At 68.3% G+C, this 18,061-nt stretch carries 21 protein-coding genes; 11 read left to right on the top strand and 10 right to left on the bottom strand.

What is annotated here, in order from left to right; translation table 11 throughout:
* The first annotated feature begins 148 nt into the window (after nucleotides 1-148).
* Genes SK571_RS18420 through SK571_RS18405 form a run of 4 tightly spaced genes read left to right on the top strand, consistent with a single transcriptional unit; the run spans nucleotide 149 to nucleotide 3,032 of the window.
* A complete protein-coding gene (locus SK571_RS18420; RefSeq protein ID WP_319985300.1) occupies nucleotides 149-781 on the top strand; it encodes a YbaB/EbfC family nucleoid-associated protein in 633 nt (210 codons plus the stop codon).
* Nucleotides 778-1,098 (top strand): WXG100 family type VII secretion target, encoded by a 321-nt coding sequence (locus SK571_RS18415; protein ID WP_319985299.1) that lies wholly within the window; start codon nucleotides 778-780, stop codon nucleotides 1,096-1,098. Before SK571_RS18420 ends, SK571_RS18415 begins: the two co-directional genes overlap by 4 nt.
* A gap of 9 nt (nucleotides 1,099-1,107) precedes the next feature.
* Nucleotides 1,108-2,223 (top strand): hypothetical protein, encoded by a 1,116-nt coding sequence (locus SK571_RS18410; protein ID WP_319985298.1) that lies wholly within the window; start codon nucleotides 1,108-1,110, stop codon nucleotides 2,221-2,223.
* A 29-nt stretch (nucleotides 2,224-2,252) separates the two neighbouring features.
* Entirely contained in the window at nucleotides 2,253-3,032 is a 780-nt protein-coding gene (locus SK571_RS18405) for a hypothetical protein (RefSeq protein ID WP_319985297.1), read from the top strand.
* Between the two features lie 110 nt (nucleotides 3,033-3,142).
* Here SK571_RS18405 and SK571_RS18400 read toward each other — a convergent pair whose 3' ends face one another.
* On the bottom strand, nucleotides 3,143-3,775 hold the full coding sequence (locus tag SK571_RS18400) for a DUF6928 family protein (RefSeq protein ID WP_319985296.1): 633 nt from the start codon (nucleotides 3,773-3,775) through the stop codon (nucleotides 3,143-3,145).
* Between the two features lie 95 nt (nucleotides 3,776-3,870).
* Here SK571_RS18400 and SK571_RS18395 point away from each other — a divergent pair, with 95 nt between their 5' ends.
* Entirely contained in the window at nucleotides 3,871-4,890 is a 1,020-nt protein-coding gene (locus tag SK571_RS18395) for an endonuclease/exonuclease/phosphatase family protein (protein ID WP_319985295.1), read from the top strand.
* On the opposite strand, the gene SK571_RS18390 is transcribed toward SK571_RS18395, so the two are convergent.
* From SK571_RS18390 to SK571_RS18380, 3 genes are read right to left on the bottom strand one after another with little or no spacing between them, the layout of a single operon-like run.
* Nucleotides 4,862-5,656, bottom strand: coding sequence for an SIR2 family NAD-dependent protein deacylase (locus tag SK571_RS18390; RefSeq protein WP_319985444.1), 795 nt, complete (start codon nucleotides 5,654-5,656; stop codon nucleotides 4,862-4,864). The two genes, SK571_RS18395 and SK571_RS18390, sit on opposite strands and share 29 nt — an antisense overlap.
* Nucleotides 5,656-5,967, bottom strand: coding sequence for an antibiotic biosynthesis monooxygenase family protein (locus tag SK571_RS18385; protein ID WP_089910289.1), 312 nt, complete (start codon nucleotides 5,965-5,967; stop codon nucleotides 5,656-5,658). Before SK571_RS18385 ends, SK571_RS18390 begins: the two co-directional genes overlap by 1 nt.
* A 10-nt stretch (nucleotides 5,968-5,977) precedes the next feature.
* Nucleotides 5,978-7,432: a M1 family metallopeptidase gene (locus SK571_RS18380; RefSeq protein WP_319985294.1), complete on the bottom strand. Its 1,455-nt coding sequence runs from the start codon at nucleotides 7,430-7,432 to the stop codon at nucleotides 5,978-5,980.
* A 15-nt stretch (nucleotides 7,433-7,447) separates the two neighbouring features.
* Between SK571_RS18380 and SK571_RS18375 the strand changes: the two genes are divergently transcribed.
* Complete coding sequence (locus SK571_RS18375; RefSeq protein WP_406602000.1) at nucleotides 7,448-8,194, top strand: alpha/beta fold hydrolase; 747 nt, start codon at nucleotides 7,448-7,450, stop codon at nucleotides 8,192-8,194.
* Here SK571_RS18375 and SK571_RS18370 read toward each other — a convergent pair.
* Genes SK571_RS18370 through SK571_RS18360 form a run of 3 tightly spaced genes read right to left on the bottom strand, consistent with a single transcriptional unit; the run spans nucleotide 8,143 to nucleotide 10,092 of the window.
* Nucleotides 8,143-8,652 carry a 2'-5' RNA ligase family protein gene (locus tag SK571_RS18370; RefSeq protein ID WP_319985293.1) on the bottom strand — a complete coding sequence of 170 codons (510 nt, stop codon included), beginning with the start codon at nucleotides 8,650-8,652 and terminating at the stop codon, nucleotides 8,143-8,145. The two genes, SK571_RS18375 and SK571_RS18370, sit on opposite strands and share 52 nt — an antisense overlap.
* Entirely contained in the window at nucleotides 8,652-9,521 is an 870-nt protein-coding gene (locus SK571_RS18365; protein WP_319985292.1) for an A/G-specific adenine glycosylase, read from the bottom strand. Before SK571_RS18365 ends, SK571_RS18370 begins: the two co-directional genes overlap by 1 nt.
* A gap of 58 nt (nucleotides 9,522-9,579) precedes the next feature.
* Entirely contained in the window at nucleotides 9,580-10,092 is a 513-nt protein-coding gene (locus tag SK571_RS18360) for a beta-class carbonic anhydrase (RefSeq protein WP_319985291.1), read from the bottom strand.
* A gap of 154 nt (nucleotides 10,093-10,246) precedes the next feature.
* On the opposite strand from SK571_RS18360, the gene SK571_RS18355 reads away from it, so the two are divergent.
* Complete coding sequence (locus tag SK571_RS18355; protein WP_319985290.1) at nucleotides 10,247-10,918, top strand: hypothetical protein; 672 nt, start codon at nucleotides 10,247-10,249, stop codon at nucleotides 10,916-10,918.
* Nucleotides 10,919-10,930: 12 nt separating this feature from the next.
* Here SK571_RS18355 and SK571_RS18350 read toward each other — a convergent pair whose 3' ends face one another.
* Nucleotides 10,931-12,034, bottom strand: a complete 1,104-nt coding sequence (locus tag SK571_RS18350) for a LacI family DNA-binding transcriptional regulator (RefSeq protein WP_319985289.1) — start codon at nucleotides 12,032-12,034, stop codon at nucleotides 10,931-10,933.
* A 116-nt stretch (nucleotides 12,035-12,150) separates the two neighbouring features.
* A complete protein-coding gene (locus SK571_RS18345) occupies nucleotides 12,151-13,206 on the bottom strand; it encodes a LacI family DNA-binding transcriptional regulator (RefSeq protein ID WP_319985288.1) in 1,056 nt (351 codons plus the stop codon).
* 222 nt (nucleotides 13,207-13,428) lie between these two features.
* Here SK571_RS18345 and SK571_RS18340 point away from each other — a divergent pair, with 222 nt between their 5' ends.
* Genes SK571_RS18340 through SK571_RS18330 form a run of 3 tightly spaced genes read left to right on the top strand, consistent with a single transcriptional unit; the run spans nucleotide 13,429 to nucleotide 16,559 of the window.
* On the top strand, nucleotides 13,429-14,688 hold the full coding sequence (locus SK571_RS18340) for an extracellular solute-binding protein (RefSeq protein WP_319985287.1): 1,260 nt from the start codon (nucleotides 13,429-13,431) through the stop codon (nucleotides 14,686-14,688).
* A 57-nt stretch (nucleotides 14,689-14,745) separates the two neighbouring features.
* On the top strand, nucleotides 14,746-15,663 hold the full coding sequence (locus tag SK571_RS18335) for a carbohydrate ABC transporter permease (RefSeq protein WP_319985286.1): 918 nt from the start codon (nucleotides 14,746-14,748) through the stop codon (nucleotides 15,661-15,663).
* On the top strand, nucleotides 15,663-16,559 hold the full coding sequence (locus SK571_RS18330; RefSeq protein WP_319985285.1) for a sugar ABC transporter permease: 897 nt from the start codon (nucleotides 15,663-15,665) through the stop codon (nucleotides 16,557-16,559). Before SK571_RS18335 ends, SK571_RS18330 begins: the two co-directional genes overlap by 1 nt.
* Nucleotides 16,560-16,577: 18 nt before the next feature.
* On the opposite strand, the gene SK571_RS18325 is transcribed toward SK571_RS18330, so the two are convergent.
* A complete protein-coding gene (locus SK571_RS18325; protein ID WP_319985284.1) occupies nucleotides 16,578-16,802 on the bottom strand; it encodes a hypothetical protein in 225 nt (74 codons plus the stop codon).
* Between the two features lie 117 nt (nucleotides 16,803-16,919).
* Between SK571_RS18325 and SK571_RS18320 the strand changes: the two genes are divergently transcribed.
* Nucleotides 16,920-18,014: an ABC transporter ATP-binding protein gene (locus SK571_RS18320; protein ID WP_319985283.1), complete on the top strand. Its 1,095-nt coding sequence runs from the start codon at nucleotides 16,920-16,922 to the stop codon at nucleotides 18,012-18,014.
* Nucleotides 18,015-18,061: the final 47 nt, after the last annotated feature.

The following is an 18,061-nucleotide window of genomic DNA, read 5'->3' as shown; positions in this document are numbered from 1 at the left end:
AGGCAGTGCGGATTTGACCGTTTCGCCTACGTGTCGGTGATTCGATGTCGACAATCTCTGCTCACGGTGACCTGATGAAAGCGAGGCCCCAGCGGTGTCGGCTGAGTTCGACCAGCTAGTAGCTCAGTTCGAGCGGTTCCAGGCTCAGATGCAACGTGTCGACCAGCAGTTCGCCAACATCGGCGACATGCAGCAGCAGCTGGTCGACATGGAGGCGGTGGCCACGTCGCCCGACCGGGCTGTCACCGTCGTCGCGGGACCCTCCGGTTCGATCAAGGACATCAGACTCACGGACCAGGCCATGCGTCGCCCGCCGCACGCGCTGGCCGCCGAGCTGATGTCCACGCTGCAGAAGGCGGTCGCGGAAGCGGCGCGCCGCCAGGCGGGGATCGTCGAGGGTGCGCTGGGTGACGACATGCACCTCAAGGACCAGGTGCTGGAAACGCAGGCGCAGCTCTTCGGAATGTCCAAAGAGGACCTCAAGCGGGCGACGGAGGAGGAGACGGTCCCGGCGCCGCAACGGCCTCCGGCACCACCGACGCCTCCGCCCGCACCGCAGGCAGGACCGGTCCGCCAGCCGCCACCCGCACCGGTTCCGCCTGACCGGCAGACGCCTCCGCCGCCGCCGCGCAGGCAGGCACCGGAGCCTCCCGAGGACTACTCCGACCAGAACGTCCTCCGCGGTGACTCGTGGCAGTCGCGGTCTCCGCAGCCACCACCCCAGGCGCCACCGAAGCAGGGCGGCTACCTGAACCTCTACGACGATGAGGACGGACGATGAGCGGCTTCGAAGTCGACACCGAGGAGCTGACGGCCTTCGCGGGCAAGCTGGACGGTCACAAGGGCACGGCGGGAGAGATCGCCGGACTTGTGGACAAGGCGGACGTGGGCCAGAAGTCGTGGGGAATCGTCGGCCTGTTCGTGAAGGACGAGTACGACCAGATGCTCGGCGACCTCAGGGAACTGATGAAGGACATGCAGAGCGGTCTGCAGTCGGCCGGCGACAAGTTCCGCGGCACCGCGCAGGGCTACCAGGACCAGGAGGACGCGCTGAAGGCCATCTTCAGCGGCGTCCAGATCGAGATCAGCGGGAAGTAGGGCGTCGCCGTGGCGGAAGAGGAGTTCGAGGCCGGCGGCGTCAAGATCACCGTTGGTGAGAAGACGACCGGCCAGAAGATGGCGGAGGCCGCGCCGTTCTACGGCAGCTACCTCAAGACCAAGGAAGCGTTCGGCAAGAGCGGTGAGACCGGCGGCAGCGCCGCTCTCGCCTCCGAGGGCAGCGCGTTGATCAGCGCGGTCGGCACCGCCGCCCAGGGCATCGCGATGGACCCGATCGGCTGGCTCGTCGGGCAGGGGCTGAACTTCCTGATCAGCGTCGTCCAGCCGCTGGAGGACGCGATCCACTTCGTCAGCGGTGACGGCCCGGCGCTCAGTCAGGCGGGCGAGAACTACGGCGCGATCGCCGAGGGCATCGGCAAGCTGCGGGAGACGTTCGACCAGGACCTGTCGAGCTCCGTGCAGACCTGGGGCGGGCAGACGGCCGAGGTCGCCAGCACGAGGCTGGGCGAGTTCGCCAACGGCATCGACGGCGTGGCGGGCCAGGCCGGTGAGCTGGCCGAGATGCTGATGATCTCGTCCATGATCATGACGATCATCGAGGACATCATCAAGGCCATCCTGACCGAGCTGATCACCTGGCTGATCATGATCTGGATCCCGGCACTGGCCGCCGCGGTCCCGAGCTTCGGCGCCTCCACCGCCGCGGCCGGAGCCGCCACCGGCGTCCGCGTGGCGTCGACGGCGAGCCGGGTGTCCCGCATCGTCGCGAAGCTGCGCCAGTTCCTGCAGAAGATCATGGAGTTCCTGCGCAAGCTGGGCAGCCGGCTCAAGAACGTGCGGACCGCGTTCCAGAAGTCCATGGCGGACAAGAAGGTCGCGAGCCACGCGGCCGACGTGCAGCTCCAGGGCCTGAGCAAGCTGCAGAAGCTCAAAGCCAATCCGCTCACCCGTCTGAACAGCAAGGACGGAATGATCGGCGAGCGCGTGCAGCAGGGCTTCGGCAAGTCCATGGTGGACGCCGCCGGCAACGAGGCGTTGGCACAGGTCAACCCGACGCACGAGAAGGGCCTGCGCAACCAGGGCATGACGGACAAGGCCAACTCGTACGACGAGACCGGCTCTGACCACTCGAAGCAGCGCATCGAGGGCTACCTCGACATCTGATCCATCTGATCCACCGGGGAACGGACGACATGGAACCGTGGAAGCTCAAGCTGGGACTGCTCGTGCTGATCCTGGTGGCGCTGTTCGCACTGATGTTCTGGTGGCGGTGGCGCGCGGACCGCAGGACAGCCCTCGACCACGCGGCCGAACTGGCGAAGTTCGCCGCAGGTCTGGGCGGAACGGACACGGTCGCGCCCGCCTGGTCCGCTGACCTGCGCCGGCCGTTCGTGGAGGAGCACGGCAGCGCGCTCGGCTGGCTGCGCCGGGCGTCGGAGGCGCGGTTCGACCACGCGCTCGACTTTCAACGCCACGGCTGGCAGGTCCGCCTGACCGAGGCCTCGATCGAGCTGAACAGCGCGTCCACTCAGGACAAGGTGGTCACTCACGTCGAGCACCGGATCGAGGTGGCCACCGCCGGCCTGGAGCCGCTGAAGCTCGCCTCCAGCAGTTGGGCGGGAGGCAGCGGCGCGCAGAGGTGGGTCGCCGAGATGCCCCAGGCCGTCGCCACCGGCCCGCAGCCGCAGTGGCACCAGCTGAGGTTGCCCGCCGGCCTGGACCAGGCCTACGTGGCGTTCACCGCTGATCCGCACCGGGCGGCCGCGATGCTCACCCCCGCGGTCGTCGAGCGACTGCAGGGCGAGTCGCAGATGGGCAATCTGCGGACCCTAACGGTCGAAGCGGGCATCGCCTACTCGGTGGGGGTGGGGCCGATCGAGCCGAAGGTGGTGCTGCAGACGGTCGACGCGATCGTCGGTCTGCTCGAACGCATTCCGGGGGCACAGCCGAGGAGCTCGGCTCCTACCGCCTGATCACCGTTGCTCAGCGCCACGTCACGGCGAACCCCGACTGGACCAGCGCTCCAGGTCGGGTTCGTCGTTGGCGATGATGCGGTGGGACCTGAGGCAGAGCACGGCCTGAGTCAGCGGGGCGTCACGGCGTAGCCCGCCAGCACGACCTCCTCCAGCTCCGGGTCGTCGTCCTCGTACGCGCCCTCGTAGTTGAAGCCGAACAGCTCGCGCAGGGCGGCCTCGGCCAGGTCGAGCGGGTGGAAGCGGAACGGGTACTCGTCGTCCTCATCGAGGCTTTCGAGGAACTCCGGGTCGCCCGCCCGGTACTTCTCCTCGAACGGCAGGGGAGTGCCGACGTCGGCGATCACGCCACTGTCCGGGGAGAGGCTGTACGCGCGGCGCAGCGTGCCGTCCGGCTCCCAGATGGCGTACGAGAAGAAGTCGACGACGCTGTGCATGGCGTGCAGGTACAGGGTGCGGCCGGCGGCCTCGCGGACGAAGTGTTCCGGCAGGTCGGTGTAGGAGTCACCGGCGGCCTCCCACGTGCAGATGATCGACAGACCGGGGAAGACGCCGGCGTAGACGGTGCCCTCCGGCGGGTTGCCGTAGTGGAGGTTGCCGTCCTCGATCGGGCGGATGTCGTGTGACGGGTAGAGGCGTTCCACGAAGGCCGCCGTGGCCTCGCGGTCGATCTTCGGTGCTGCGCGCAGGACCTTGCTGACGTCGTCGGATGCGTAGAAGAGCATCCAGTCCTTGGCTCCCATCGGGCCCCCTCCGAGTTGGTTGGAATCAGCATGGCGGAGGGGTCTGACAATTTCCGGCGGGCAACGGGGCAGGGGCGCTGACCGTCCTTTCGGGTGTGAGCACACCGGAGACCGACGCGCGCTCGGGCACACTGCACGACGTGGTCACCACCGAGGTGAAGCCGCCTCGAAGCGGGTTCGCCACGTTCCTGCTGGTCGTGTGCGCGATGGCGTTCGTCACGGCGGCGCTGGTCAGGCTGCTCGGCATCGACGGCACGCGGTACATGATCGCCGCGACGTCGCTGACCCCGTACATCACCGTCGTGGGCCTGCTCATCGGGCTGTTCGCGTTGTTCCGCAAGAGGTGGGTCATCGGGTTGACGATGACTCTGGTGGGGGTCGTGCTGGTCGCGAACGTGGCGCCGCGGGCGTTCTCCGACGCACGGCCGAACGGGGTGGGGCAGCAGGTCAGGCTGATGACGTCGAACCTGCTCACCGGCATCGCGGACGCGCAGTTCATCGTGCAGGAGGTCAGGAAGCGCAACATCGACATCCTGGCCATGCAGGAGCTCACGCCTCAGATGGTGGGCGACCTCGACCGGGCCGGGCTCCGGCAGGTGCTGCCCAACCGGGTCTTCCTCGACGAACCGGGCGGGTCGGGCAGCGGTCTCGCCTCCCGGTTCCCGCTCTCGCGGCGAGACCTGACGCCGCCGGGCACGTTGCAGCAGGCCGGGGCGCTCGTCGACCTGCCGGGCAAGGACATCGAGGTCGTCTCGGTGCACCCGTTGCCGCCGGTCGTCACCGCGGGACCCGAGGCGTGGCAGCGGGAGCTCGCCGGACTGCCCGCACCCGACTCGACCGGTGCGATCAGAGTGCTCGCCGGTGACTTCAACGCCACGCTCGACCACGTCGGCCTCACGCGGCTGCTGAACAAGGGCTACGTGGACGCGGCCGACCAGGTGGGCAAGGGGTTGATCCACACCTGGCCGAGCGACAGCGGGTTCTGGCCTCCGCCGGTCACCATCGACCACGTGCTGGTGGACTCGAAGGTCCTGGTGGACACGGTGGACGTGTTCGACGTGCCCGGCAGTGACCACCGGGCCGTCGTCACGCAGTTCGTCGTGCCAAGGTTCTGAGGGCTTCCAGCGCGCCGACGGGCAACGACACCCCGCGGTTGTGCCGGATCTCCGGCTCGCGGACGTTGATCCGGATGAGCGCACCGTTGGCCGCGCTGGCCAGCTCGGCCTGACGCCGCACGGTCGGCACGGCGGTGCCGGCACCGATCTCGATCACGACGAGCTGACGCTGGTTCCTGCGCCACGCCGTCAGCTCGTCGAGCTGCCGCTGGCTGCGGTGCGGCACCCAGCCCCAGTCGCCGAACATCAGGATGTTGGGCCGCGCCAGCCCGCCGCACGACGGGCACGACGGCAGTTCGCCGGTCGCCCGCATCGTCTCGGGATCGACCTCGACGTCGAACGTGCACTCCCAGATCTCGTCCGTGCACGGTTCCACGCACTGGGCGTGGTGGATGGACCCGTGGACCTCGGCGACGTCCGCGAAGCCAGCCTTCTGGAACTGCCCGTCCACATTGGACGTGAACACGCGCGCATCCCAGGACCGCAGCACGGCGAAACCCTCGTGCGGCACGGTCGCGCGGTACAGGCCGAGCCGATGGCCGTAGAAACCCCACGCCAGTGCGGGATCGTCGGCGAAGTGCACGGGGTCGGCGATCTCCTCGAACTTCAGCCCGAGCCGCTCGTAGGGCGGATACGCCCGCCAGAAGCCCTCGGTGCCGCGGAAGTCGGGAAGACCCGAGTCGACCCCCATGCCGGCACCGGCGCAGACGAGCACGGCGTCCGCGCCGGTGATCAGCTCGGCGGCTCTGTCGTAGGCGTCCTCGATCACTGCTTGGGCTTGCTCCCCAGCACGACCTCGAACTCCAGCAGGTCGGCACCGCTCGACACGGGCCGTGCGCGCTCACCGGAGTGCGCCGCCGCACCGGCCTGCCCGTCGCGCCACGCGACGAAGGCCTCGTCGGTCTCCCAGTGCGTGACGACGAAGTAGCGGTCCTCGCCCGCGACCGGGCGCAGGAGCTCGAAGCCGAGGAAGCCGGGCTGGTCGTCGACCGCGCCCAGACGGGCGGCGAACCGCTTCTCGAGCTCGGGGCCGTTGCCCTCGGGAACCTTGATCGCGTTGATCTTCACGACTGCCATGACACCGACTCTAGCGGCGCACACCGACAGGCAGCAGGTACTGATCTTCCGGAATGCCCGACTTGCGGAACCACGCCGAGAAGAAGCCGTCGAGCGGTTGCCCCGAGGCTTGCTTGAAGTGCTCCTCGAACTCCGGCCACGAGGCGTTGCCGTCGCGGTGCTTGGTCAGCCACGTCTGCAGCGCCTTGAAGAAGACGTCGTCACCGACCTGCTTGCGCAGGGCGTGCATGCCCATCAGGCCCTTGTCGTAGACACCGCGGAACTCGTTGCCCTTGCCCATGTCGTAGAGCTTCGGCGCCCAGAACGCCGCCCGGTCGCGCCGCTGCTGCACGTTGTCGCGGTAGCGCTGGTCGAGGTCCGTGCCCTCCTTCTCCAGCCACAGCCACTGCGCGTAGGACGCGAGGCACTCGTTCAGGCAGATGTCCGCCCAGTTCTCGATCGACACCGAGTCGCCGAACCACTGGTGGGCGTTCTCGTGCACGACCGTCTCCAGGTCGGCCCAGGCGGCGTAGATCGGACGGGTCTGGGTCTCCAGCGAGAACCCGATCTGGTCCGCGACCCAGATGCTGCCCGCCGCGCGCTGCGGGTACGGGCCGAACTTCGTCTCCAGGTAGGCGAGAACCTCCGGACCCTGCGACTGGATCGGCTTCTTCGCGGCGGACGTGCCGGGCGCGTAGGCGTCGACCACCGGCGTGCCGTTGGGCAGCTTCGAGCGCACGACCTCGAACTTGTCGATGGCCACGGTGGCCAGGTAGGTCGCGAGCGGCGTCTCCTCCGACCAGGTGAACGTCGTCCAGCCGCCGTCGCGGGTCGCGGGGCCTTCGAGGCCGTTCGAGATCGCCGTCCAGCCGTCCGGGACGCGGGCCGCGACCTTCAGCGCCGCCTTGTCGCGCGGGGTGTCGTTGGCCGGGAACCACGTCGTCGCGGAGTGCGGCTGACCTGCGGCGAACGCACCTCCGGTGGACGAGATCTGCCAGCCGCTGCGGCCCAGCGAGGCGTCGTTGATCGTCGTGGGCTCGCCGCCGTAGGTGACGACGGTGGTGAACGGCTTGCTCTTCGCGAGCGGCGAGGCCGGCGTGATCACCAGCTCGTGGTCGCCCTCCTGCACGAACTTCGCGGGCTGGCCGCCGACCTTCACCTCGCTCACCTTCAGGCCTTCGAGGTCGAGGTTGAAGCGCGAGAGGTCCTGCGACGCGGTCGCGGTGATGGTCGCGACGCCGTCGAGCTTCTTCGACCCCGGGTCGTACGTGATCGCCAGGTCGTAGAGCGTGACGTCGTAGCCGCTGTTGCCGTCCGTCGGGTAGTACGCGTCGCCCGCACCCGCGCCCGCCTCCACAGCGGCCTCCGGTGACGTCTCCTGACGCTGCTGCTGCGCGGGGTCGCCGCCCGGCGTTCTGAACACCACGAGCAGACCTGCGACGAGCACGATCAACACGACGGCGATCAGGTACGGGCGGGCCTTCATGCGTTAATCATCCCTGTGTCGGTGGTGGAGTTCGGCGGAACGGGTCAAGGCGTACTGCTCCTGCACGGTCTGATGAGCAGAGCCACCGCCTGGTGGCCGGTCGCGCAGTGGCTCAGGCCGTTCGGGCGCGTGGTCGGCTTCGACCAGCGCGGGCACGGCCGCAACCCGGTGCGGGGACCGTTCCGCACCGAGGACTTCGTCGCTGACGCCGCCACGGCGATCGAGGAACTGGACCTCGGGCCCGCCGTGGTGATCGGGCACTCCATGGGCGGGCTGCACGCGTGGTGTCTTGCGGCGACCCGACCGGACCTGGTCAGCGCGATTGTGGTCGAGGACTTCGCCCCGGACAACAGGGGCAGGACGATCGACGAGTGGAAGTGGCTCTTCGACGCCTGGCCGGTGCCCTTCCAGTCGCTCGGGCACGTGACGTCGTACTTCGGCGTGCCGCTGTTCGCCGAGTACTTCGAGGAACGCGAGGACGGCTGGCACCTGATCGCCGAGATGGACGACCTGTACGAGATCGCCGGCCACTGGGGCACGCGGGCGTACTGGGACTTCATCGACGCCGTCGAGTGCCCGTCGCTGGTGATCGAGGCGGGCAAGGGCGGCCAGCTACCAGGGCAGATGCAGGAGGCGGCACGGCGTTCGGGAGGCCGGTACCTCTACGTCGAGGAGGCCGGGCACGTCGTGCACGACAGCGCGCCGTGGGTCTACCGGGGCGCTGTGGAGGCCTTCTTGAGCACGTCGATCTCGCCGGTCTGAGTGTCGACGATCGACACCTCGCGGACCTTCGCGCGGATCGGCTCGACCGGGAACACCTTCGCGAACGCGGCCTTCATCGCGTCGTCGTCGATGTCGTGCACGAGCGTGCAGTGCGGCACCCAGTTGCCCGGCAGGTAGTAGGCGCTCGGGTTCTTCACGTTGCTCGCCAGCACGTCGTGGATGGCGGAGTGCACGGCCAGCAGCTCGGTGTCCACCACGGCCGCGAGCATCAGGACGTTGTCGACCGTCGAGAACGTGCTGAGCGAGTGCAGGTAGAGGTCGGGCAGCCAGAGCCGGCCCAGGTCCTCCCGCAGTTCCTTGCGGACCTTGGGGCCGATGGTGCTCGCGACGGCGTAGGTGAGGTGCGGCGGGTAGTCGTGCTTCGCGCCGATGCGCTGCTGCAGCTCGCGGACCTTCTTGTCCGCCTCGTCGTCGAAGAACGCCACCAGTGCGTGCATCAGTGCTCCCCAGGTAGCGCGAACAGGCCGTCCCGAGTCTGCTCGACCAGGCCGTCGTCCAGCAGCGAGACCAGGCACTTCTCGCGCTGGGTGATGTCGTTCCAGACGATGTCGAGCTGGATCTTGGGCACCGGCCCCGGCGCACCTCGCAGCACGTCCAGCAGCCTGCCCCGCACCTGGCGGTCGGTGCCGGCGAACTTCTGCACCTTCTTCTCCGGCCCCGCGTAGGCGGGCCGCCCGGCCAGCTGCCACGCGCACTCGGCGAACAACGGGCAGTCCGCGCACTTCTGGTTCTTCGCCGTGCAGATCAACGCGCCGAGCTCCATCAGCGCCGCCGAGAACACGGCGGCGTCCTCCTGGTCTTCGGGCAGGATCGCCTCGACGTCACGCAGATCGCGCTTGGTGGATGGCGGCCCCGCGTCCCCGGCCCCGTGCACAGCGCGCGCAACGACGCGCCGGACGTTCGTGTCGACGACGGCGCACTTCTGCCCGTACGCGAACGTGGCCACCGCACGAGCCGTGTAGCTGCCGATGCCGGGCAGCGACTCCAGCGTCTCGATGTCCGACGGCACCACGTCGCCGTGGTCGCGGGCGATGGCCGTCGCGGCCTCGTGCAACCGCATGGCGCGTCGCGGATAGCCGAGCTTGCCCCACATCCGCAGGACCTCACCCTGTGAGGAGGCCGCCATCGCGGAAGGTACCGGCCAGCGCGCCAGCCACTCGTGCCAGATCGGTTCGACGCGGGAGACGGGCGTCTGCTGCAGCATGATCTCGCTGACCAGCACACCCCAGGCGGTGCAGTCGTGACGGCGCCACGGCAGGTCTCGGGCCGCGGTGTCCCACCAGCCCAGCAGCAACTCGTGATTCATCGCCTGCCATTGTCGCGCAACGAAAAGGCCCCCCGGAGGGGGCCCTTCACAAAGAGCTTCAGGCGGCCTGTGACTCGGCGGCGTCGACCTCGCGCAGCTCACCGGTGTGCACGTCGTAGACGAACCCGCGGATCTTGTCGGTGTGCGGGATGAACGGGCTGCGCCGCAGCCGCGCCATCGACCCGCGCACGCTCTGCTCGACGACCTTGAACGCCTCGACGGCCCAGGTCGGGCGCAGACCGGTGTCGGCCTCCAGCTCGTCCTTGAAGTCGTCCTCGGTCACCATCTCCAGGCCGCAGTTCGTGTGGTGCACGAGCAGGACCTCGCGCGTGCCCAGCTTGCGCTGGCTCAGCGCGAGCGAGCGGATCGCGTCGTCGGTGACGACACCGCCCGCGTTGCGCAGCACGTGCGCCTCACCCTGCTTCAAGCCGAAGATCTCGAACACCCGGATGCGCGAGTCCATGCAGGTCAGGATTGCCACCTGCAGGGACGGCTTCGCGGACGAACGGTCTCCGGGAACCACGTTCCCGAGCTCGTAGTTCCGCTTGAGCAGTTCGTCGATCGCGGTCATGTGACACACCTCCATGGCCTACCGGCGGACCCCGCGTCGATTGGAACCGGAGTTAGCGCACGTTCACAAGGGGTTTCCGCTCAATATCACGTTCACCAGATCGAGCGATGCTCGCCTCCCGCTGGATCAGACCTGGTCGAGCTACGTTCGGGCCGTGATCGAGCCCACAGGTCCGCTGCCGTCCACGGTGTACTGGCGCCGCCGTCTCGCCGCGATCGGGGCCGCGCTGGTCACACTCCTGCTCGTGATCTGGATCGTCGGGATGTTCGGCTCCGACGCCGAGACCGGGCAGCCCACGAACGCCGCCGCGGCGTCCTCCTCGAACCCGCCGCCGAGCATGTCCGAGAGCCCCGCGGCCGCGTCGTCCTCCTCCACGACCCCGCCGCCCTCGCCGACGGAGACCACGCCGCCGCCCCCGCCTCCCGGGCCACCGCAGCCGTGCCCGGACGACGTGATCGGGGTCGTGGCGAAGGCGAACAAGCCGTTCTACACCATCGGTGACCAGCCGGAACTGTCCATGGACGTCGTCAACACCGGGCCGGTGCCGTGCATCAGGGACATCGGGCGCCAGCACCGCGAGCTCACGGTGCTGACCGCGGACGGCGCGACGGTGCTGTGGTCGAGCAACCACTGCCTCTCGGCGGTGGGCACGGAGACCCGCGTGATGCAGCCGAAGGAGACCTTCAACTACGGCACGAAGTGGGCGGGTTCCACCTCGAAGCCGGGGTGCGGGGCCCACACGAGGGTCGGGCCCGGCGACTACCTGCTGGTGGCGAAGCTGGCCGGCAAGGCCAGCTCACCCACGGTCTTCAGGCTCGAGCGCTAAGTGCTGTGACCGTCACGGCCCGAACCAACGCTCCTCGGCGCCACCGCGCGGCCCCGCCGACGTCTTGCCGATGATCAGTTCGGTCGCGAGGTTCACCGACCGCGGCCGCGAGCGCTCGTTCGTGTCGAGCAGCAGCTTGCCCGCCGCCCGGCCCTTCTCCAGCACCGGCTGACGGACCGTCGTGAGCCCGGCCTCCTCGCCGGCGCGGATGCCGTCGAAGCCGGTCACGGTGATGTCGTGCGGCACGCGCAGGCCACGGCGGCCCGCCTCGGTCATCGCGCCCAGCGCCAGCACGTCCGAGGTGCAGATCAGCGCGGTGACCTGAGGGTCGCGGTCGAGGACCTGGGCCGCGCCGGACGCGCCGGACGCCATGTTGTGGTCGAAGCGCTCGACGACGGGCACCTGCGACCAGTCGACGCCGGCCTCGCTGAACGCCTCGGCCAGGCCGGACAGGCGGTTGCGCTGCACGTGGAAGTGGGCGGCGTGCTGACGGTCCGGCGTCACGAAGCCGTCGTTGCGGTCACGCGCGAGACGCATGCACACGACGCCGATGCGGCGGTGGCCCAGTCCGATCAGGTGCTTCGCGAGCTCGTACATCGCGCCGCGGTCGTCGATGCCGACGCGGTCCACGGTGCCGAGGTCCGGCTGGTCGCAGACGACGGTGGGCACCGGGCGCTCCAGCACGGCGGCGAGGTGCGGGTCGTCGTCCGGCACCGAGTAGACGACGAAGCCGTCGACGCCGGCGCGGTGGACGGACGCGACGTCCTCGCGTTCGGGGTTCGCGGGCACCAGCAGCAGGCCGGTGCCGGCGTCCTCGCACGCCAGGGCGAGACCTTCGAGGAAGCCGATGGCCGCCGGGTCGCGGAACGCGTAGGAGAGGTTCTCGGTGAGCAACAGGCCCACCGCCCCGGCTTTGCGCGTGCGCAACGAGCGCGCCACAGGATCCGGGCCGGGATAACCCAGCCTTCGGGCCGTGTCCAACACCCGCCGACGCAGCTCGGGCGAGAGCTGGTCGGGCCGGTTGTACGCGTTGGACACCGTTGTCCGGGAAACGCCCAGCTCAGCGGCCAGAGAGGCCAACGTTGCCGGACGTCGCACATGCATCGACCGCGCCATGAAAGGACCGTAACGGTTCAGAACCAATTCGTGAAGCCAGGGTGACCTGCGTCCCTCAAATGACGCATCCGCGCTGGTTGGCCCATCTGCCTTGTTCAGAATTTGGTCCAGACCAATTAGGTCAACCGGTCATCTGGTTTCGCGGGCGCAGACGATTCCCTCACGACGAGCCGCGGCCGGAAGACGCGGGTGTAGTTGTCGGTGCTCTGCCTGCGGCGATCCGGGTCCAGACGAAGTACGAGCTCGTCGATCGCGGCCGCCGCCATCTCCTCGATCGGCTGCGCGAGCGTGGTCAAAGCGGGCGACGAGTAGGCAGCCAGCGGGATGTCGTCGAACCCGACGACCGACAGCTCCTCGGGTATCGAGATCCCCCTTTGGTGTGCCTCCCGCATGACGCCGAGCGCCATGTGGTCGGAGGAGCAGATCACCGCGGTCGGGCTCACCGTGTCGAGCAACCGCGCCACGGCCTGACCGCCGCCCTCCGCGCTGAACGGCGCGTGCGAGACGTACTCCGAGCCCGCCGGCAGGTGGTCCTCTTCAAGTGCGGCGGCCCAGCCGGCGCGCTTCAACCGGGACGGCAGCGAGCGCGCGGGGCCCGAGACGAACCCGATCCGCCGGTGCCCGAGCTCGATCAGGTGCCTGGTCGCCATGTAGCCCGCGAGCTGCTCGTCGACCGTCACGTCGGGCACGTCCAGCGCGGGCGTGGCACCGTTCAGGAAGACCATGTGGACGCCGTCCGCCAGGAGCTTCGCGTAGTAGCTCGGGCGCGGCGCCTGGCCGAGCGGCACCTCGACGTTGGTGATCTCCGGTGACACGAACACCATGCCCTCGACCCCGCGGGCCAGGAGCATGCGGACGTACTCCTCCTCGCCCATCGGGGCGCCGCTGCGGGTGTTGCACAGCAGCGACGAGTAGCCCAGGCGTGCGGCCCGCGTCTCCAGCGCCTCGGCGAACGCGGGGAAGACCGGGTTCGAGAGCTCCGGCACGAGGAGGCCGATCACGCCGGTGCGTTGCAACGCACCGAGGCCGCGCGGGGTGTACGGCATCTCCGCGAGGACCGACAGCACCCGCTGCCGGGTCTCCTCGTTCACACCTGCGCGCCTGTTGAGAACACGGCTGACGGTCGAGATGGACACCCCGGCTGCCCTCGCGATCTCGGACAGTCCGGACACGTTGCCTCCCAGCTCAGATCAGGTTCGGCGCAAGCCTGCCGCGTTCAGAAAAATTTTGCAACGCGTGTTTGCAAGACAGGGCCGTTACGGCTTGGTTACGGTCCATGTCTTGACCTGACCATGGTTCTGGTAGTGAAATCGCCCGCAACATTCTCGCAAAACCTTGCAAGACCCTCGTCTCACTCGGAGATGAGGCCCCAGCTGGAGGGAACGGCAGCAACGATGCGACGGACAACCCTCGTGACCGCCATGGCGACGGGTGTCGCCCTCGTGCTCACCGCCTGCGGAAGCGGTGGATCGAGCAGCAACAGCGGATCCGACTCGGGCGAGGTGACCTTCTGGGACACCAGTGGTCCCAACGAGAGCCCGGTGTTCAAGAAGATCGCGGAAGGCTGTGCCACCAAGGACGGCTACAAGGTCAAGGTCGAGACGCAGGCCTTCGACGGCGCGCTCAACAACTACAAGACCGCCGCTCAGGGCGGTCAGGGCCCCGACGTCTTCCGCGCAGAGGTTGCCTGGGTGCCGTCGCTCGCGAAGCTGAGCTACGTCGCCGACCTGTCCGACACCGACCTCGCGAAGGACACCTCCGACTTCCTGGAGGCCCCGCTGGGCTCCACGAAGTACGAGGGCAAGACCTACGCGGTGCCGCAGGTGACCGACTCGCTCGCGTTGCTGTACAACAAGAAGAAGCTCGCCGACGCCGGTGTCGAGCCGCCGAAGACGTGGGACGAGCTCAAGGCCGCTGCCGCCAAGCTGGGTGGCGAGAAGTCGTTCTTCCTCAACAACGACGCGTACTACGCGCTGCCGTTCATCTACGGCGAGGGCGGCGACCTGGTCGACGCCTCCGCCAAGAAGATCGTCGTGAACTCCCCGCAGAACGTGAAGGCGCTGGAGACCGCGAAGGGCCTGCTCGACGCCAAGGCCGCCACCACGGCGCTCGACGCGACGAACTCCTACTCGAACATGCAGGCCGCGTTCACCAGCGGTGAGGCCGCCATGGTCATCAACGGTCCGTGGGCCGTCGCCGACTACCTCAAGGGCGCCGCGTTCACCGACAAGGCGAACCTCGGCATCGCGCCGGTTCCCGGCCCGTCCGCCGGCAAGGGCAGCGCCCCGGTCGGTGGCCACGACTACGTGATCCGCCAGGGCACCAAGGCGAAGCAGTCGTCCATCAAGTTCATCCAGTGCATGGCGTCGGTCGAGTCGCAGGCGACCATCGCCAAGGAACTGGGCCTGCTGCCGACCCGCAAGTCGGCCTACCAGAACGCCGACGTCAAGGCCAACGAGGTCGTGGCGGCGTTCGAGCCGGTCACCAAGGTCGCGCACGAGCGTCCGTGGATCCCCGAGGGCGGCGAGCTGTTCGACCCGCTGAAGATCGGCTACGCGGACTTCCTGGCCGGTAAGAAGGACGCCAAGACGGCTCTTGACGACGTCGCGAAGGCGTACAAGGAGAAGGTCGTCACCGAGTACTCGATCGGCTGATCGTGTTGAACGGCCGGGGCCTCACCGCCCCGGCCGTTCGCCGGAAGGAGAGTCTCGGTGCGTCGGTTCCTGGACAGGTACTGGTACGCGTATGCGATGGTGCTGCCGGTCGTGGTGGTCATCGCGGTGTTGGTGCTCTACCCGCTCGCACAGGGCGTGTTCTTCACCTTCACGAACATCAACGAAGGCAACATCGCCAACCCGATCCTCGATCGGCCGGCCACCTACGACGTGGTGGGCTTCAAGAACTACCTCAACGTGCTGTCCGGCGGAGAGTCGTTCGGCGCGTTCTGGGACACGCTCGTCCGCACGCTGATCTGGACCTTCTCGTGCGTGTTCCTGCACTACACCGTCGGCCTCGGCCTGGCGATGCTGCTGAACCGCCAGGTGCGCGGCCGTGCGCTCTACCGCGTGATGCTGATCCTGCCGTGGGCCGTGCCCGCGTTCATCAGCGCGTTCGCGTGGAAGTACATGTTCAACGCGCAGTACGGGATCATCAACCAGCTCCTGCGCTCGGTCGGCCTGCCCGACCCGGTGTGGCTCGGCCAGTCGAACTGGGCGCTGGTCTCGGTGATCATCGTGAACGTCTGGCTCGGCGTCCCGTTCATGATGGTGGCGCTCCTCGGTGGCCTGCAGTCGATTCCGGGCGACCTCTACGAAGCGGCCGAAATGGACGGTGCCACGCCGTGGCAGCGGTTCCGGCACGTGACGTTGCCCGGCCTGCGTTCCGTGTCGTCGACGGTGGTGCTGCTGGGCATCATCTGGACGTTCAACATGTTCCCGGTGATCTACCTGATCGCCGGCCCGAACCCGAACGCCCGGATCCTGGTCACCTACGCGTTCGAGCGGTTCTTCTCGGGCGCTTCCCGCGACTACGCCATCGCGTCGACCTACGGCGTGCTGATCCTTTCGGTGTTGTTGGTGTTCGCCACGATCTACCGGCGAGCGCTGCGCAAGCAGGGCGAGGTGTGGTGATGACGCTCGACGCAACGTCGCTGAAGGTGGTTCAGTCCACCGGCAACCGGCTGCGCCGGACCGACCGGTCCAAAGGTGCCTCCATCGCCCTGCACGCCACGCTGATCGTCGCGTCGATCATCGCGGTGTTCCCGGTCTTCTGGGTTTTCGTCACCTCGCTGAAGCCGGACGCCCGCGCGGTCGAGCCGACGCCGAAGCTGTTCAACGAGTCCTCTTTGGACAACTACACCCGCGTGCTGTCGGGCGAGAAGGGCGACTTCATCGCCTGGTTCGGCAACTCCGTGGTGATCGCCCTGATGACCACGGTGATCGGCGTCTTCATCTCGGCCACCGCCGGGTATGCGGCCTCGCGGTTCCGGTTCCCCGGCAAGCGCGGCCTGATGATGTCGTTCCTGCTGGTGCAGATGTTCCCGTTCGCGGTGCTGATCGTGCCGCTGTACAACATCCTCATCGCCCTGGGGCTCAACGGAACCTCGCTCGGCCTGGTGCTCGTCTACTGCACGACCGCGGTGCCGTTCTGCACGTACATGCTCAAGGGCTACTTCGACACGGTGCCGTCGGACATCGACGAGGCCGGCCGGGTGGACGGGCTGTCGCCGTTCGGCGTGTTCTGGCGGCTGATCATGCCGCTGGCCAAGCCGGGCCTCGCCGTCACGTCGTTCTACGCGTTCCTGACGGCCTGGGGCGAGGTGGCGTTCGCGTCCGCCTTCCTGTCGGCGGCGGACGAGTCGAAGACGCTGGCCGTGGGGCTGCAGGTGTTCGTGCAGCAGAACAGGACCGAGTGGGGGCACCTCGCCGCCGCGTCCATCCTGGTCGCGATTCCCGCGATCGTCGTGTTCTACCTGGTGCAGCGCTTCCTGGTGCAGGGCCTCGCGTCCGGCGCCGTCAAGGGCTGATCTCGTTGGGAGGTGGCGCTACTCCAGTGCCACCTCCAACGCGGTCCGGTGCGCCGTGACCCACTCTTGTGCGTCCCGCACTGACTGGGCGGCGCCCGACAGCGGAGTGCCCGCGGTCAGGTCGTGGAACTGCCGCACGTGCCGGTGGACGAACTCGGAGCGGTCCGTCATCTCGCGGCGCACCGTGTCTCCGATTCGGACGACGTCGTTGACGAAGCCACCTGACAACGGCTGTTCGTTCATGCACCTGAACGTAAGCGCTTACGTTGCCCCGTCGCGAAACGTAAGCGCTTACGTCTGTTCACGTAAGCGCTTGCAATCCCTAACGTCGCGTCCAGACAAGGGTGAAAGGTGCGTCACATGGCAGAGGTGTCCTACGTCAAGGCGTCGCGGATCTTCTCCGGCAATCCGCCGGTGCGCGCGGTCGACGAGCTCTCCCTCGAGGTGAGCGACGGCGAGTTCCTGGTGCTGGTCGGTCCGTCCGGTTCCGGCAAGTCGACGGCGCTGCGCATGCTCGCGGGTCTGGAGGACATCGACGAGGGCGCCATCCAGATCGGTGGCAAGGACGTCACGAACGTTCCGCCGAAGGGCCGGGACATCGCGATGGTGTTCCAGTCGTACGCGCTGTACCCGCACATGACCGTCGCTGAGAACATGGGCTTCGCGCTCAAGCTGCGCGGTGTGCCGAAGACCGAGATCAAGGCGAAGGTCGAAGAGGCCGCCAAGATGCTCGACCTCACCAAGTACCTGGAGCGCAAGCCGAAGGCGCTCTCCGGTGGTCAGCGCCAGCGCGTCGCCATGGGTCGCGCCATCGTGCGTGAGCCCTCCGTGTTCCTCATGGACGAGCCGCTGTCCAACCTGGACGCCAAGCTGCGCGTCGAGACGCGTGCGAACATCGCCGCCCTCCAGCAGCGCCTCGGCACCACCACGATCTACGTCACGCACGACCAGGTCGAGGCCATGACGATGGGCCACCGCGTCGCGGTGCTCAAGGACGGCCTGCTGCAGCAGTGCGACACGCCTCGCGCGCTGTACGACCGCCCGGCCAACGCGTTCGTCGCGGGCTTCATCGGCTCGCCGGCCATGAACCTCAAGACCGTCCCGATCACGTCGGAGGGCGCCAAGCTCGACGGCATCATCGTGCCGCTGTCCCGTGACGCGCTCGCCGCCGCCAGCGGGCTGGACGAGGTCACCTTCGGCATCCGTCCTGAGGCGCTCGGCATCGTGCCGTCGACCGACGAGGGCATGGACATGACGGTCGAGCTGGTCGAGGAGCTCGGCGCCGACGCGCTCGTGCACGGTGCGGTGAAGATCGGCGACGCGTCGCAGCGCTTCGTCGTCCGCGTCGACGGTCGCACGCCGCCGACCCTGGGCCAGCACGTCAAGGTGGCCGTCCGCGACACCACCGAGATCCACCTGTTCCACCCCGAGTCGGGCGAGCGCCTGGAGGCGTGAGTCACCTCGAAAAGCCCCCGGCGTGACCGTCGGGGGCTTTTTCGTGT

It is taken from the genome of Lentzea kristufekii, assembly GCF_033949925.1.
Classification (GTDB): Bacteria; Actinomycetota; Actinomycetes; order Mycobacteriales; family Pseudonocardiaceae; genus Lentzea; species Lentzea kristufekii.
Note: the sequence above shows the minus strand (reverse complement) of the source record. Positions and strands in the feature narration are given on the sequence as shown.